This is a genomic window from Komagataeibacter xylinus (assembly GCF_004302915.1).
GTDB lineage: Bacteria > Pseudomonadota > Alphaproteobacteria > Acetobacterales > Acetobacteraceae > Komagataeibacter > Komagataeibacter xylinus_C.
The window spans coordinates 1-15,361 of sequence record NZ_QQBI01000050.1; the positions used below are offsets into that span (position 1 = coordinate 1).

Annotated in this window: 15 protein-coding genes and 1 pseudogene; 12 read left to right on the plus strand and 4 right to left on the minus strand. The window is 61.0% G+C overall.

All coding sequences use genetic code 11. The features are described from left to right. From DV027_RS15865 to DV027_RS15915, 11 genes are all read left to right on the plus strand, one after another. The coding region (locus DV027_RS15865) for an integrase core domain-containing protein (RefSeq protein ID WP_165399224.1) at positions 1-317 on the plus strand (317 nt) is incomplete at its 5' end. A gap of 116 nt (positions 318-433) precedes the next feature. Then, entirely contained in the window at positions 434-1,837 is a 1,404-nt protein-coding gene (locus tag DV027_RS15870) for an aminotransferase-like domain-containing protein (protein WP_130732856.1), read from the plus strand. Between the two features lie 340 nt (positions 1,838-2,177). After that, positions 2,178-2,660, plus strand: coding sequence for an MSMEG_0572/Sll0783 family nitrogen starvation response protein (locus DV027_RS15875; RefSeq protein WP_010512510.1), 483 nt, complete (start codon positions 2,178-2,180; stop codon positions 2,658-2,660). 24 nt (positions 2,661-2,684) lie between these two features. After that, complete coding sequence (locus tag DV027_RS15880; protein ID WP_048883093.1) at positions 2,685-3,659, plus strand: Nit6803 family nitrilase; 975 nt, start codon at positions 2,685-2,687, stop codon at positions 3,657-3,659. Further along, complete coding sequence (locus DV027_RS15885) at positions 3,656-4,762, plus strand: MSMEG_0568 family radical SAM protein (RefSeq protein WP_130732857.1); 1,107 nt, start codon at positions 3,656-3,658, stop codon at positions 4,760-4,762. The genes DV027_RS15880 and DV027_RS15885 overlap by 4 nt, the downstream gene beginning before the upstream one ends. Further along, positions 4,762-5,325 (plus strand): MSMEG_0567/Sll0786 family nitrogen starvation N-acetyltransferase, encoded by a 564-nt coding sequence (locus tag DV027_RS15890; RefSeq protein WP_130732858.1) that lies wholly within the window; start codon positions 4,762-4,764, stop codon positions 5,323-5,325. The genes DV027_RS15885 and DV027_RS15890 overlap by 1 nt, the downstream gene beginning before the upstream one ends. Next, complete coding sequence (locus DV027_RS15895) at positions 5,322-6,296, plus strand: sll0787 family AIR synthase-like protein (protein ID WP_207303522.1); 975 nt, start codon at positions 5,322-5,324, stop codon at positions 6,294-6,296. The genes DV027_RS15890 and DV027_RS15895 overlap by 4 nt, the downstream gene beginning before the upstream one ends. Beyond that, positions 6,293-7,471: an MSMEG_0565 family glycosyltransferase gene (locus DV027_RS15900; protein WP_130732859.1), complete on the plus strand. Its 1,179-nt coding sequence runs from the start codon at positions 6,293-6,295 to the stop codon at positions 7,469-7,471. The genes DV027_RS15895 and DV027_RS15900 overlap by 4 nt, the downstream gene beginning before the upstream one ends. Further along, entirely contained in the window at positions 7,459-7,746 is a 288-nt protein-coding gene (locus DV027_RS15905; protein WP_130732860.1) for an MSMEG_0570 family nitrogen starvation response protein, read from the plus strand. The genes DV027_RS15900 and DV027_RS15905 overlap by 13 nt, the downstream gene beginning before the upstream one ends. Positions 7,747-7,762: 16 nt before the next feature. Next, entirely contained in the window at positions 7,763-9,010 is a 1,248-nt protein-coding gene (locus tag DV027_RS15910; protein ID WP_130732861.1) for an MSMEG_0569 family flavin-dependent oxidoreductase, read from the plus strand. Positions 9,011-9,025: 15 nt separating this feature from the next. Beyond that, entirely contained in the window at positions 9,026-10,798 is a 1,773-nt protein-coding gene (locus tag DV027_RS15915) for an AMP-binding protein (RefSeq protein ID WP_130732862.1), read from the plus strand. A gap of 145 nt (positions 10,799-10,943) precedes the next feature. On the opposite strand, the gene DV027_RS15920 is transcribed toward DV027_RS15915, so the two are convergent. After that, entirely contained in the window at positions 10,944-12,314 is a 1,371-nt protein-coding gene (locus DV027_RS15920; protein WP_130732863.1) for an NAD-dependent succinate-semialdehyde dehydrogenase, read from the minus strand. Positions 12,315-12,330: 16 nt separating this feature from the next. Further along, positions 12,331-13,455, minus strand: a complete 1,125-nt coding sequence (locus DV027_RS15925) for an alkene reductase (protein ID WP_130732864.1) — start codon at positions 13,453-13,455, stop codon at positions 12,331-12,333. 115 nt (positions 13,456-13,570) lie between these two features. Here DV027_RS15925 and DV027_RS15930 point away from each other — a divergent pair, with 115 nt between their 5' ends. Beyond that, positions 13,571-13,933: a winged helix-turn-helix transcriptional regulator gene (locus DV027_RS15930; RefSeq protein ID WP_130732865.1), complete on the plus strand. Its 363-nt coding sequence runs from the start codon at positions 13,571-13,573 to the stop codon at positions 13,931-13,933. A 191-nt stretch (positions 13,934-14,124) separates the two neighbouring features. Here DV027_RS15930 and DV027_RS15935 read toward each other — a convergent pair whose 3' ends face one another. Next, positions 14,125-14,976, minus strand: coding sequence for an alpha/beta hydrolase (locus tag DV027_RS15935; protein WP_130732866.1), 852 nt, complete (start codon positions 14,974-14,976; stop codon positions 14,125-14,127). 134 nt (positions 14,977-15,110) lie between these two features. Beyond that, positions 15,111-15,361, minus strand: a pseudogene (locus tag DV027_RS15940) (hypothetical protein); the annotation flags it as partial.

Consider the following 15,361-nt stretch of genomic DNA (forward strand, 5'->3'; position numbering starts at 1 on the left):
GGACCAAAGCTTACTCCCCTCAGACCAATGGAATGGTCGAACGCTTCAATGGCCGTGTCGCCACAGAGGTGTTGCCGGTCTGTGTCTCAAGCCATAAGGATCTGGAAATTCTGCTCAGAGGCTTCTGTTTCGCTTACAATCATCGTCGGCAGCGTGTTCTGGGCGGCATAACTCCCGCCCAATGCATCACGTCGTGGCTTGAAAAACATCCCGCGTTCCGTAATCCTGATCACATCAAACCGGCTGGTCGTGACATCATGAAGCAGGTCGACGACATCCTTGATTACGCCAATGACGTCTCGCAACCTGACAGCTAGGATGCTCTCGCACATTGACCGCTCAAACTGCCCGCAATCTATCTTGTAGATTATTGCCTTGTTTGTATGGGATATGAGCGAATAAATGTCTGTCGAATATATGGAAGCTTTTTGTCATGTCCGATTATCCTTATCTGGCTCACTGGAAAGAAGAAATCAGCCGAAGCCCGAATGCGATGTATCTGACACTCGTTGATGCACTGGCGCTTTCTATCCGCAATGGCGATCTGAGAGAAGGCGACAGGCTTCCGCCCCAAAGAACCATCGCAAGCCACATCGGAACCAACCTGACAACCGTTACACGCGCCTTTACCGAAGCCCACCGGCGCGGCCTGATTGACGCAACGGTCGGGCGAGGCACTTTCGTCCGTGTCGGCGCTGGCGAGAGCCACTGGCGCCATACGGGACCGGCTGTAGTCGATCTGACCATGAACCTGCCACCCATCCCGCAGGAACCGCCGCTTCAGCGGATCATCCAGAGCGACATCGCAGCCATCCTGAAACAGCAGGACCTGAACAGCCTGATGTCATACCGGGTAACGGGCGGCACGCTGGAAGAACGTCAGCTTGGCGCGAAATGGATCGCGCCCGTCATCGGGCAGCGGCGTACGGACGAAATCCTCGTCTCGCCCGGTGCCCAAAGTGCGCTCGCGGCCATTGTCAGCACCCACACCCAGCCGGGTGATGTGATTGTTACTGATCGCATTGCCTATCCCGGCATCCGGACCATAGCGGCACAGTTCGATCTTATCCTGGTCGGCGTGGACAGTGACATGGAAGGTATGATGCCGGATCAACTGGACCGGGTCTGTGCTGAACATCATCCCCGACTGCTCTACTGTATTCCGACGATCCACAATCCCATCACGGCCACGATGTCCCTGCAACGACGCAAGGACATCCTGAAGGTCGCCCAGCGCCATCATCTGCACATCGCAGAAGATGACCCTTACAGCCTACTGATGGACAGTCCGCTCCCAGCTCTGGCAGCCCTTGACCACAGCCGTGTCAGCTATGTGGCAACCCTTTCCAAGACGCTTAGTCCAGGTTTGCGTACAGCCTATGTCGCGCTACCAAATACTGACATGGCCCGGCGGGTGACGGCCGCCATCCGGGCCATAGCGCTGACCAATGCAGGCCTGCTCAGCGCGCTGACGGCGCGGTGGATGCAGACTGAACAGGCGCACACGATCCTGCATGCCATTCAGAAGGAACTGCGGTTGCGCCAGTCTATTGCCCGCCGAGTGTTGGGGGAGAAACATTGCATGAACCCCGACGGACCGCATGTCTGGCTGAAACTGCCAGATTGGTGGGGCAGTTCGGGTTTTGTTGCCTATGCCCGCAGGCGTGGTCTGGCGCTAGTACCAAGCAATGTCTTCACCATCAGTGGCGAGCCCCCCCAACGCGCCCGTATTGCGCTGGGCAGTGCTCCGGATGCGGCAAGCCTTGAGGAATCCCTGCATGGCGTAATGTCTGTCTTGCAGCACAAGCGCTCCCCCGGTTTTGCCGATATTGTGTGATCTCGTCGTTACACCGTGAATCGTCGCAACCCACTGATTCGACGGTTAATCTGTGCATTCACAGGAAACAAGGCCGCTGGCGTTTTCACAAACGCGTGATTTTAATACCAAGCAAAAACAGTGAGTTATTTATAAGATCTATCATTGTATGGCGCATTAAAATTTATTGTCTCCCTTCGTCCGTCTCAAATGATTTCCCATTCGTCACTTTGTTTTTTTTGTACCTATAATCTTGTCCATACAAAATTTTGTAGTTGGCGCATTCCATGTCACGTTTTCTCCCGGTGCAGCGGTCGCCCCGGCATTTCGCCAGAGACCGCACCACATGGAGAGATACATCATGCCGAAAGTCGAACACGCTCCGTACAAAGACGGCGATTGCTTCGTCAATTACGAAAACAAGGTCTTTGAGGACGTCAAAGCCCAGCCCGGCGAAAAAGCCCTTATCACCTTCCACACCGTCGCCAATGAAGGCTCGGTCGGGTTCGTCAACCTGCTGCAGGCCACCCGTCTGATCCGCAAGGGCTTCGAGACGTCGGTGCTGCTGTACGGACCGGGTGTCACCCTTGGCGTGCAGCGCGGCTTTCCCCGTCTGGGCGACGAAGCCTTTCCGGGGCACATGAACTGCAACAAGCAGATCGCGAAAATCCTCGAAGAGGGCGGAAAGGTCTATGCCTGCCGCTTCGCGCTCCAGGCCCTCTACGGATACGGCGAGCAGAACCTGATCCCCGGCATCACGCCGATCAACCCGCAGGACGTGCTCGACATCATCCTGCTGGCCCGGCGCGACAACGCCTTCATCCTCAATACCTGGACTCTCTGAAGGCCGAAGGGAGGACCGCAAGCCATGTCCCGTATCGTTCGCGTCGCAGCCATCCAGATCAGCCCCGTCCTTGGTGACGATGGTCTGGGAACTGCCCGGAAAGTCTGTCAGGCCATCCGCGAGGCCGCCGAAAAAGGCGTGAAACTGGCGGTCTTTCCCGAAACCTTTGTGCCTTACTACCCCTATTTCTCGTTCATCCAGCCGGCTTTCCGCTTCGGTGGGGAGCATCTGGAACTCTACGAGCGCGCCGTCGTCATTCCCGGTCCGGTCACCGACATGGTGGCAGAGGCCGCGCGCCAGACCGGCATGGTCGTGGCGCTCGGCGTGAACGAGCGCGATTTCGGCACGCTCTACAACACCCAGATCATCTTCGACGCCACGGGTGAAATCCTGCTCAAGCGCCGCAAGATCACGCCCACCTACCATGAACGCATGGTCTGGGGGCAGGGTGATGGTTCCGGGCTGAAAGTGGTGGACAGTGCCGCCGGTCGCATTGGCGCACTGGCCTGCTGGGAGCATTACAATCCGCTCGCCCGCTACGCGCTGATGACCCAGCATGAGGAAATCCACTGCGCCCAGTTCCCCGGCTCGCTGGTAGGGCAGATCTTTGCCGACCAGATGGAAGTCACCATCCGGCATCACGCGCTGGAATCCGGTTGCTTTGTGGTGAACGCCACGGGTTGGCTGACGGACGGGCAGATCAAGGAAATAGCGGGCGACCCTGCACTGGAAGGGCCGCTGCGGGGTGGGTGCTTCACGGCCATCGTCTCGCCTGAAGGGAAGCTGCTGGGCACGCCGCTGACGGAAGGCGAGGGGATGGTGATTGCCGATCTCGACTTCGCCCTGATTACCAAGCGCAAGCGGATGATGGATTCCGTAGGGCATTACGCCCGGCCCGAACTGCTCAGCCTGCTTCAGGACCGGCGGCCCGCCCGCACCGTTCATTACGTTGGGGAAGCCAATCCGGTTCCCACATCTACAGATGAGGCTGCGTCATGACCATTCCGACGCTCGGTACACTTTCTGGTCGCAAGCTCGTTACCGATCTACAGTCCTTTGGACTGCAGATCGGTGAGCAGACCGGCGGCATTGCCCGCAAGGGAGGCGCCGGTCCTTCGGATCACAAGACGATCACCATCGCGGGCCAGACCGTCATGGTCCCTGTCTATACATCTGGCGCGCGGCGTTCCCCATTTCAGGCCAGCCCGCCGGACCAGCACGGGGCCAGCACGCTGCTACGCGATGGGCAGACACTGGGCACGATCCATTTTCCGGCCGCCCCGCGCTTTTACGGGCTGAGCACGGCGGACGGCATTCCCTACTGGAAGATCGCCCTGCTGCATGGCCGTGACACGCTGGCGACCACGGTGCACCAGACGTGCATCCGCTATGCCGACCGGCGCACCTCCTGCCAGTTCTGCGCCATCAGCCAGTCGCTGGAGGCCGATCGCACCATTGCCTACAAGACGCCAGCACAACTGGCCGAGGTCGCCAAGGCCGCCGTGGAACTCGACGGCGTGCGCGACATGGTGCTGACGACTGGCACGCCCAACGTGGTGGACCGGGGTGCAGCCGTGCTGGCGGAATCAGCCCGTGCCATTCGGGCGGCCGTGGATCTGCCGCTTCAGGTCCAGTGCGAGCCGCCGCGCGATCACGGCTGGTTCCAGCGCCTGCGCGACGCCGGGGCCGACAGCCTGGGCATGCATCTCGAAGCCGCAACACAGGCGGTGCGTGAGAAGATCATGCCCGGCAAGGCCACGGTCAGCGTGGATCGCTACATGGACGCTTTCGCCAGCGCCGTGCCGATCTTCGGGCGCGGGCAGGTCAATACCTACATTCTGGCCGGTCTTGGCGACAGTGCCGCAGATATTCTGGCTCTGGCCGAACGCCTGATTGCGCTCGGGGTCTATCCCTTCGTGGTGCCGTTCGTGCCGATTTCCGGCACACCGCTGGAAAATCATGCGCCGCCTTCGGCCGATTTCATGAAGTCCGTGCTCGCACCACTCGGGCGGATGTTGCGCGAGGCGAACATGAAATCCACCGACATCCGCGCCGGGTGTGGCCGGTGTGGCGCCTGTTCCTCCCTTTCGGCGTACGAATAATGACAGCGATCCTCGAAGGCGTGGACGACCGCCCGTTCATCCCTACGGAATATGTCGTGCGGCTGGCCCGCACGCCGTGGGAACAGGCTGGCTACCATGCGCTGCGCCGCGACGTGTTCTGCACCGAACAGCAGGTCTTTGCGGATGATGACCGGGACGCAATCGACGCGGTTGCCATTCCCATCATCGCGGCGTGCTGCATGGCGGGCATGCCGGACCGGGTGGTGGGTGCCGTGCGCATCCATGAAGCCGAACCCGGTGTGTGGCGCGGCTCCCGTCTGGCTGTCCATGAAGATCACCGCAAACTGGGACGGATCGGCGCGGAACTCATCCGCATGGCGGTCAGCACGGCACACGGGCTTGGGGCCACGCGGTTCCTGGCCCAGGTACAGGAACAGAACGTGTTGTTCTTCCGCCGCCTGCACTGGAAAAGCCTCGGGGCCATGACCCTGCATGGGCTGCCGCATCACGACATGCAGGCCGACCTCTCACGCTATCCGGCGCATGGCCAGGATCAGACCTGGCTGCTGCGCCCGCAGCCCCGTAACCGGCAGGTGGCATGATGGCACACGAACTGACTGCACTGCTGCGCACGCTTCGACACGGTCGGGCCCTTGCGGGCAAACAGGATATTGCCGAAACCGTCGCAATTCTTGGTCGGGACACAAGCGATGGTATCCGCCTTGGCGATGACTGTGCTGCCATACCGGATGGCGATGGCTATCTCCTGCTGGCCAGCGAGGGGTTTCAGGACAGCTTCGTGCGCGCCATGCCATGGTTTGCCGGGTATTGCGGCGTGATGGTCAATATCAGTGACATCGCGGCCATGGGAGGTCGCCCTGTGGCTGTGGTGGATGCATTGTGGAGCGATACGTCCGAGGTGGCTGCGTCCATTCTGACCGGTCTACATGAAGGTGCGCGCACCTATGGCGTGCCGGTTGTCGGCGGCCATACCAACATGCGCAGCACCCATAATTCGCTGTCAGTCGCGATCCTTGGCCGTGCCCGTCATCTGCTGACCAGTTTCGATGCCCGACCGGGCGAGGTCCTGATCGCCGCCATCGACCTGCGCGGCCGCTGGCACGACCCGCACCCATTCTGGGATGCCAGTTCCGCGCTGTGCGGCACCGAGGAGGCGGCGCGCCTTCGGGGTGATCTCGCACTTCTGCCCGGCATTGCCGAGGACGGGTTGAGCCGCGCCGCCAAGGACATCAGCATGGCCGGACTGCTGGGCACCGCGCTCATGCTGGCCGAATGTTCGGGTATCGGCATGACCATCACGCTCGATGACGTTCCACGTCCCGACGATGCACCAATGGAACGCTGGCTGTCCGCATTCCCCAGCTATGGCTATCTGCTGACGGCCCGGCCCGAGGCGGCCGGGGCAATCATGGCCCGCTTTCATGGGCGGGGCATAGCGGCTTCTGTCATCGGTCAGTGTAACAGCACGCAGCGGCTGGATGTCACATTGGCGGACGAGAAGGAAACCTTCTGGGATCTCGCCCGGATGCCTCTCATGGGGTGTGCGCCATGAGCCTCTCCATCGGCATCCTGACCCATTCCACCAATCCGCGTGGCGGCGTGGTGCATGGCATGGCGCTGGCCGAAGCCCTGTGCGACGCAGGCCACGACGCCACGCTCATCGCGCCGGACGCGACCGGGGCCGGTTTCTTCCGCACGCCCCGCTGCGCCACAGACTACATCCCGGCTGTGCCCGAGACCGACCTGCCAACGCTGGTGGAACGCCGCATTGCCGAGATCAGGGACGCCCTGCGCGGGCAGCATTTTGACGTGCTGCACGCGCAGGACCCGATCAGCGCCAATGCACTGGCCGAACTGGTGGAAGAGGGACGGATACCGGGCTTTGCCCGCACGGTCCACCATCTTGACCATTTCACGCACCCGGTCCTTGCCGCGCGGCAAGAACGGGGGATCAGGGCGGCGGCCGAACTGTTTACCGTCAGCACAATGTGGGAAGATGTCCTGCGCAACGACCATGGCCGCGAAGCCCCGGTCGTGGGCAACGGGGTTGATCCCGTGCGCTTTTCGCACGTCCCAACCGCGCACGATGCCACGTTGCGGGCGCGGTATCATCTGCCTGCCGACCGTCGCCTGATCCTGTCCGTAGGCGGGATTGAGCGGCGCAAGAACACGCTGCACCTGCTGGAAGCGTTTGTGGCCCTGCGCCGCGAACGGCCGGACGTGCATCTGGTTGTGGCGGGCGGGGCCTCGCTGCTGGATCATTCCGCCTACCGCACCCGGTTCATGGCGCGTCTGCGCGAAAGCAATGCGGCCGATCATGTCACCATCACCGGGCCGGTTGCGGATGAGGACATGCCCGCCTTCTACCGGCAGGCGGACGTGCTGGCCTATCCATCCGTAACCGAAGGGTTCGGGCTGTGCCCGCTGGAAGCCCTGGCTTGCGGCACGCCTGTTATTGTGCCGGCAATCGCACCTTTCACGGAGCATTTTTCAGCAACGGATGCGCTGTGGTGCCAACCGGCGTACCCCGACACCTTGTTCATGGCCTTGCGGGATGCCCTTGGCGCCCAAAACCGCGAACGCTTCCGGGCCAGCGGCCCCGCAACGGCCCGCCGTTTCGACTGGGGCCACGTCGCCAGCCGTCACCTCCCCGCATACCGGTGTCTGGCAGCGCGGTCGCGCACCGATGCCATTGCTTCAGGAGTTCTTTCACCATGCCCGAAATGACCTTTCGCGTACGCTGGCCCGATGGGAAGGAGACTGACTGTTACTCCCCATCGCTGGTCATAAGGGACCACTTCACGCCCGGTCAGGATTATCCGGTCCGGGAGTTTCTTGAAAAGGCGGACACCGCCCTGACGGACGCCAGCGAGCGGGTTCGCGCCCGCTACGGCTTCCCATGCAGCCGCGCCCTTGGCCAGCTTCAGGCCATAAGGCAGGCCGGTGCGCCCTTCCTGAACCAGTCCGACGCGCAGGTGCGCGTCCTGTCTTTCAGTTATTGAGACGAAAAGAACGACCATGACACAGAACGAGAAAAGCATTCCCGTCATCATCGTGGGTGGCGGACAGGCCGGGCTCTCCATGAGCTGGTATCTCTGCCGCGAGAAGGTGGAGCACATCGTCTTTGAGGCAAAGACCGCCTGCCATTCGTGGGATGATGAGCGCTGGGACAATTTCTGCCTGGTCACGCCAAACTGGCAGTGCGAACTGCCCGGTCATCCCTACAAGGGGAAAGACCCGCACGGCTTCATGGTGAAGCCGGAAATCATTGACTACGTGAAGGGCTTTGTCGCCTCCTTCAATCCGCCCCTGCGCGAGCACACAGCCGTTACCTCCATCACCCGCCATGAAGGTGGTGGCTATCGCGTGGTGGCAGGTGGTGAGACGTGGCACGCGAAGCATGTTGTCATCGCATCAGGTGCCTATCAGGACGCGGTCATCCCCGGCTATGCCAGCGCGATCGACCCCGCCATCCATCAGGTTCACTCGCAGGATTACCGCAACGCAGCCCAGTTGCCGGAAGGCGCAGTTCTGGTCGTGGGCAGCGGCCAGTCCGGCGCGCAGATTGTCGAGGACCTGTTCCTTGAAAAACGCAAGGTCCATCTCTGTGTCGGCTCCGCCCCGCGCGTCTCGCGCTTCTACCGTGGCCGAGACGTGGTGGACTGGCTGGCGGACATGCACTTCTACGACCTGACGGTGGATAATCACCCTCTGCGTGACGGTGCACGCGACAAGACCAATCATTATGTCACCGGTCGAAATGGAGGCCATGATCTTGATCTGCGGCTCTTTGCCAAGGAGGGCGTTGGCCTGCATGGCACGCTGGAGACCATTCGCGATGAAGTGGCGCACTTCGCGCCGGATCTTACGGAAAACCTTGATGATGCAGACAGGACCAATGCCGACATCAAGAAATCCATCGACGCCTACATCGCCCGTGAAGGGATCACGGCTCCGACCGAAGCGCCTTATGTGCCTGTGTGGGAACCCGATGGCAGTAACACCCCGCTCGACCTGAAGGCTGCCGGGATCACTTCGATCCTCTGGTGCATCGGCTTCCGTCCGAACTATCGCTGGATCGACGTGCCGGTCTTCAACGGGGCCAACAAGCCGGTCTGGCATCGTGGCGTGACCGATGCGCCGGGCTTCTACTTCCTCGGCCTGCCATGGCTGCACACCTGGGGATCGGGACGGTTCTCCGGCGTTTCGCGCGATGCCGCGTGGCTGGCCAGCCAGATCACCGGCAAAGACGTGCCTGTAGCCTGAACGGAGTAAAGCGCCATGCTTCCATGGACAACATACGAGGCGATGTACGATGCGGCGCTGAATCAGCCAGAGCAGTTCTGGCTGGCTGCGGCGCAACGCGTCACATGGAAGCAGGCTCCTGTGACTGCATGCAGGACGCGGGAGGATGGCTGGCATGACTGGTTTCCCGATGCCACGCTCAATACCTGCCATAACGCGGTAGACCGGCACGTTGAAAATGGTCGCGGTGAACAGGCAGCATTGATCTGGCATTCCTGCGCCACGAAGGAACGGCAGGTAGTAACCTACCGGGAACTACAGGGCAGGGTGGCCGGGTTTGCCAGCGGCCTGCGCGCGCTGGGGGTGGAGAAAGGCGACCGTGTCCTGATCGCCATGCCGACCATGATCGAAACCGCCATCGCCATGCTGGCCTGTGCGCGGATCGGTGCCGTCCATGTCGTGGTCTTTGCCGGTTACGCCGGGCCTGAACTGGCGCGGCGGATCGATGACGCGGCACCGAAAGTCATCATCATCGCCAGTTGCAGCTTTCAGGGGCAAACGCCCATTCCATCCACGCCTGCCCTGAATGAGGCGCTGGCCAAAACGACGCACAGACCACAGGCCTGCGTGATCGTGCAGCGTGAAGCCTGCCCGGCCTTGCTTTTGCCGGTACGGGATCATGATTTCCATATGCTGGAACTCTCCGCGCCAGTAGAGCCGGTCATGCTGCGTTCCGAAGATCCTCTCTATATTCTTCACACATCTGGCACGACAGGTCACGCGAAAGGTATTGTGCGTGACAATGGCGGTCATGCTGTAGCCCTCGCGCTGTCCATGGAACTTATCTATGGCTGTAAACCCGGCGATACTTTCTTCACCACATCGGACCTGGGCTGGGTCGTCGGCCATTCATACGGCGTCTATGCGCCGCTGATCAGCGGTTGCACCAGCGTAATCGTGGAAGGGGGCGCATCTGCTTCCGCCACTCACGCGCTCTGCCATGAGCACGATGTGAAATGCCTGTTCACGACGCCAACACAGATGCGACTCATGCGACAGGAAAGCCGCCATCTGTCAGGAGCGATCCTGCCCGCACTGGCCCGCATTTTCGTGGCCGGGGAGTATGCAGATCCGACCCTGCTGGACTGGGCGCGGTCCTATTTTCGCAAACCTGTAGTCAATCACTGGTGGCAGACCGAAACCGGATGGAGCATCACCGCGCATTTCTTTGGCCTGCCCGAACGCGAGCCGGTCCCGCTCATGAATGACATCGGACGACCCGCGCCGGGATTTTGCCCGGGAATCGTGCCCTCCATGCCGGGTGAACAGTGCGGCGAGATTGTCCTCTCCCTGCCGCTGCCGCCCGGTTGTATCGCTGGGATGTGGAAAGACGGGGCTATCCGCGTTCCGTCCACTTATCTTGATGAAACAGGTAAATATTACCGCACCTTTGACGAAGGCATGATCGAGGCCAGCCGCGCCGTGCATATGCTCGGGCGTTCCGATGATGTCATCAAGGTCGCAGGACGGCGGATTTCGGGCGTGCAGATCGAAAAGATCATCGCCACTCATCCTACAGTTCATGCGTGTGCCGTGGTCGCAATTCCGGACGAACTGCGAGGGCAGCGACCCGTTGCCTATGTGGTGCCAGATCCCGAAGCGGCATGCGCGCCTTCTGCTGAGGAAATCGTTGCACGGGTCAACGAAGTCCTCGGACGCTGGATTGGCCTGAAAGAAGTCCGCTTCGTCAGGCAACTGCCGACCACCGTATCAGGAAAGATCACACGGAAACGCCTGCTGGTCTCCTGACGTGAGCAGTATCGTAATGGGCTGGAGGGTCTTCTCATGCCTGAACATGCGGTGTGAGCGGATCAACCGGGTCGGCTCAGGGTTCGGAAACGCTCTTTCTGCCCCGGACTGGATTTTATCCGGGACAGAAAACACACATCCCCTATCAGGCGACGCGGATCAGCTTGCGATTGATGAACTCCTCAATACCCAGGAAGGACAGTTCGCGGCCAAAGCCTGAATTCTTGATCCCGCCAAAAGGCAGTTCAGGGGCCGCGGTCGTGGCCGTGTTGATGAACATCATGCCGGTCTCGACTGCTTCGGCCACCCTTTCCGCCCGGCCAAGGTCGCGGGAGAACACGGAACCGCCAAGGCCGTAAGGGGAGTCATTGGCCAGTTCGATGGCTTCATGTTCGGATGCAACTTTGTGCACGACGGCAACAGGGCCGAAAATCTCCTGATAGAAGACCGGGTTGTCCTTTGACACGTTGGTCAGGATGGTTGGTTCCATGAAGAAGCCCTTACGCTCCATCCGCTTGCCGCCAGCCACCAGCGTTGCACCTGCCTTGACGGCCTCGTCGGTCTGCGCCAGTGCGGTGTCGAGTGCCTTCCTGCTGCTCATCGGGCCGTGGGTGGTACCCTCGGCCAGCGGGTCGCCGATGCGGAACTGCGTGATCGCCTTTTTCAGTCCCGCGAGGAAGGCGTCATAGACTTTCTCATGCACGATCATCCGCTTGGCCGCCGTGCAGACCTGCCCGTTATTGGCGAACCGGCCCCATGTCGCCCATTTGACGGCCAGTTCAAGGTCCGCATCATCCAGCACGATGAAGGCATCGCTGCCGCCAAGTTCCATCGTGTCCTTCTTCAGCGCAGCCCCCGCTTCGGCCGCAACCGTCTGGCCCGCGCGTTCGCTGCCGGTCAGGGCGACGCCACGAATACGAAAATCCTTGATCAGTTCAGCGGACTGGTCGTTGTCGAGGAAGATGTTGGTATAGACGCCGATAGGTGCACCCGCGTCATGGAACAGCTTTTCAAAGGCCAGCGCGCATTGCGGCACGTTGGGCGCGTGCTTGGCGATGACCACGTTGCCCGCCATCAGGTTCGGCCCCGCCACGCGGGCAAGCTGGTAATAGGGGAAGTTCCACGGTTCGATGCAGTAGATCAGGCCAAGCGGCTGATTGATGATCTTTGCATGGCCTTCCTTGACCTTCAGATGCGTAGGCGCAAGGAATTCTGCCGCGCCATCGGCATAGAAGGACAGGATATCGGCCGTGATGTCGATTTCCTCCAGCGCGTCAGGCAGCGCCTTGCCCATTTCGGTCGCGATCAGGCGCGCATGCGCCACGCGGTCACTGCGCAGCAGGTCGGCGGCCTTTGACATGATGACCTTACGGGCCGCGATGTCGCGCTTTTTCCAGTCGGTCTTCCACACATGGTCCGCGCGATCGACAATCGCCTTCATCTGCGCGGCAGTATGCAGTTCGAACGTGCGTTCCACGGTTTCCGTGGTCGGGTTGAGGGTCTGGTAAAAACTCATTGGTCCGTTTCCCTGTTTATTGATTATGGAAAGGGTAGTCGGTGTAGCCATGCGCGCTGCCGCCATACATCGTCGCCGGGTCCAGCGGATTGAGCGGCCAGCCATGTTCCAGCCGCGCGGGAAGGTCCGGATTGGCGATGAACTTCCGGCCAAAGCCGATCATGTCCGCCCAGCCATGGCCCAGCACATGCTGTGCCTTGTGCAGGTCGTAACGGCCCGCGCACAGGATGCGGCCGCCAAAGATGTCACGCACGCTGGCGCGGAAGGCATCCGGCATTTCGGGCGCATTGTCCCAGTCGGCCTCGGCGAGCGAGACATAGGCGATGCCTGCCTCCGCCAGCACGCGCACGGCCGCCGTATAGGTTTCCGCCGGATTGTCCTCCAGCAGGCCGAGATACACGCGTTCTTCTGCGGTCGTGCCAAACAGCGGGGAAAATCGCACGCCCATCCGGTCGGGTGTGACGACGGCGGAGACGGCCTCGACCACCTCGCGCAGGAAGCGCAGGCGGTTCGACAGGCTGCCGCCATAGGCATCGGTGCGGAAATTGGCCCGTTCGGAGATGAACTGGTTGATCAGGTAGCCATTGGCGGCGTGGATCTCCACGCCATCGAACCCGGCGGACAGGGCGTTGCGCGCCGCCTGCGCATACATCTCCACCAGTGCATGGATTTCGGGAATGGAGAGTGCGCGCGGCATGTCGGGGGGCACCAGCTTTCCCGTGCCCGGTCCGGTGGGAATGAACACGTTGACACCTGTTGCCGCAACGGCAGACGGGGCGATCGGCGCCTCATGACCGGGCTGCAATGCGCGGTGGGACACGCGGCCGACATGCCACAACTGCGTAAAGATGGGCCGCCGCTTTGCGTGCACTGCATCGGTGATCAGTTTCCAGCCCGCGACCTGTTCAGGGGAGTAGATGCCCGGCGTCCAGGCATAGCCCTGCCCGCGGGGTTCGATCTGCGTGCCTTCGGTAATCAGGAAACCCGCCTGCGTGCGCTGCGCGTAATACTCGGCCATCAGCGCGTTGGCGATGTCCCCGGGCTGGGTGCTGCGGCAGCGTGTCAGCGGCGGAAGGAAGATCCGGTTTTCCAGCGACAGGTCGCCCAGCCGCACAGGTCCGAATAAAGAAGATGGAGACATAATCAACCCTGTTTACAAATGCAGGCCATCCGTCCGGCCCGCATGTAAACATTGACCCAGCCTGCGGTGTGCGCAAGAACGCACATAAACCGCCACTAGTGTCAGGAATGATACCATGCCCCGCATCCGTCATACCACGCTGGCCTGCAGTCCCGGCTGCACGGTGGAAGCCACGCTCGAACTGTTCGGGGGCAAGTGGAAGGCGCTGATCCTGTATCACCTGTTCGAGGACGGGGTGCTGCGGTTCGGCGAACTGCGCCGCCGCCTGCCCAACGTCACGCAGCGGATGCTGACCAACCAGTTGCGCGAACTCGAGGCCGACGGGCTGGTGTCACGCACCGTCTTCCCCGAGGTGCCCCCACATGTGGAATACGCCCTGACCGATCTGGGAAAGACGCTGAAGCCGGTCATTCAGGCGCTCAAGACGTGGGGAGATCGGTATGCCCATTCTGTCCAACGGAACAAAGCTGGTGAGTGAGATTGACCGCGTATGTTTGCAGAAACCAAGGAGACGGCTGGCTTCACTTTCCTCGCGATGGAATAATCCATAATCAGACAGCCCAAGCTTCCGGGAAATACGATATTTGGTGATTATCTGTGCAGGCTGCCGCCATAAGAAACGCCTGATGGTGGAGAGACACCACTCCGTATGCCGACAGGAGCGCTGTTCTACTTCAAGGAAGCTGCCCGGATCGTGGCCTCCAGCCATGCACTAATGCGGGTAATGACCTCTGCCTCAATGCCAAAATAGCCGTGTGGTGTAAGCGAACCACAGTTCTTTTCAGACCGGGTTGTGCCGCCTGCCACCATTAACACGGTGACTTCACGACTGCCTGTCATGGCCGCGCCAATTCGCTTTGCGTCCTGTGGCGGGGCAACGTTGCATCGGTCATCGCGATTGGCGACAATAAGAACGGGAGCCTGCACCTTCTCCGGATGGGCGCTGAAAACGGTTTCCCCGCTGCTGCCCATAACGGATACCGATTCAGTCAGCACGACACCGGCAATATCCCCTGAAGCGGCATGGGCCGCGCCATTGACGGCTGCAATGGCGCCCTGGCTTGTACCAAGTAGGAAAACAGGCCCTGAGTCCTGTCTGTGCACGAAAGCAATGATATCCTCTATAAGTTGGGCATAGTGCGCGGAACTACGCTGCCCCCGCAGATTCAGGCGATCAACTGTATCCGGAATGAGAACCGCAAACCCCTGCCTGTTCCATGCGCCACGCGTTCGCACGACGAAGTTGTCGCCATGACGGATGCGCCCGTCCTGCCCGAGGCCAATGTCACCAGTTCCGCCTGGAAACATGATGATCGTTGCCAATGGTCGCTCCGGGGAACTGAAAATGGCCCGGACAGACCCGCCTGCACGGAGAGGTATATTCATGACACGTTCATTGATGCCCGGATCTGGAATGTTGCCAGTAATCCCCGGTGCGGTGCGATCACCGGCATATCCCGCGCATGGCAGGAGAACGCAGGCGGCCAGCACGATTATCGTGCAGTACAGATATTTCAGCATGGGCCTGTGCTGACTGCTTCTGATCATTTCATCCAATGCCCAGGCCCACTATTGCTCATTGCCCGAAGACCGGACGTGGTCTCCGGGCCGCTTCATATATCACTGTGGCGTTCCGTTTGTGGAACGGCCAGCTTTTAGATCGCCTGACCGCCGGAGACTTCGATCCGTTGCGCGTTGACCCAGCGATTGTCCTCGGACAGGAGCGAAGCGATCATTGGACCGATATCGTCCGGAAGCCCGGGACGGCCCAGTGCGGTCACTTCCGCGATGTGATGGGCGATCTCCGGATTGTCCCTTACCATGCCGCCCGAGATGGGGTGGTTGCCGTCCTCCCCGCACGGCATCGCAATGTGCCAGAATGGTCGTTGGAAGAAACGACTGCGCG

Excerpts from the sequence above, each read along its gene's own strand:
- DV027_RS15870 (WP_130732856.1), top strand. The coding sequence starts at position 434 with ATGTCCGATTATCCTTATCTGGCTCACTGGAAAGAAGAAATCAGCCGA.
- DV027_RS15875 (WP_010512510.1), top strand. The coding sequence starts at position 2,178 with ATGCCGAAAGTCGAACACGCTCCGTACAAAGACGGCGATTGCTTCGTC.
- DV027_RS15880 (WP_048883093.1), top strand. The coding sequence starts at position 2,685 with ATGTCCCGTATCGTTCGCGTCGCAGCCATCCAGATCAGCCCCGTCCTT.
- DV027_RS15885 (WP_130732857.1), top strand. The coding sequence starts at position 3,656 with ATGACCATTCCGACGCTCGGTACACTTTCTGGTCGCAAGCTCGTTACC.
- DV027_RS15890 (WP_130732858.1), top strand. The coding sequence starts at position 4,762 with ATGACAGCGATCCTCGAAGGCGTGGACGACCGCCCGTTCATCCCTACG.
- DV027_RS15895 (WP_207303522.1), top strand. The coding sequence starts at position 5,322 with ATGATGGCACACGAACTGACTGCACTGCTGCGCACGCTTCGACACGGT.
- DV027_RS15900 (WP_130732859.1), top strand. The coding sequence starts at position 6,293 with ATGAGCCTCTCCATCGGCATCCTGACCCATTCCACCAATCCGCGTGGC.
- DV027_RS15905 (WP_130732860.1), top strand. The coding sequence starts at position 7,459 with ATGCCCGAAATGACCTTTCGCGTACGCTGGCCCGATGGGAAGGAGACT.
- DV027_RS15910 (WP_130732861.1), top strand. The coding sequence starts at position 7,763 with ATGACACAGAACGAGAAAAGCATTCCCGTCATCATCGTGGGTGGCGGA.
- DV027_RS15915 (WP_130732862.1), top strand. The coding sequence starts at position 9,026 with ATGCTTCCATGGACAACATACGAGGCGATGTACGATGCGGCGCTGAAT.
- DV027_RS15920 (WP_130732863.1), bottom strand. The coding sequence starts at position 12,314 with ATGAGTTTTTACCAGACCCTCAACCCGACCACGGAAACCGTGGAACGC.
- DV027_RS15925 (WP_130732864.1), bottom strand. The coding sequence starts at position 13,455 with ATGTCTCCATCTTCTTTATTCGGACCTGTGCGGCTGGGCGACCTGTCG.
- DV027_RS15930 (WP_130732865.1), top strand. The coding sequence starts at position 13,571 with ATGCCCCGCATCCGTCATACCACGCTGGCCTGCAGTCCCGGCTGCACG.
- DV027_RS15935 (WP_130732866.1), bottom strand. The coding sequence starts at position 14,976 with ATGCTGAAATATCTGTACTGCACGATAATCGTGCTGGCCGCCTGCGTT.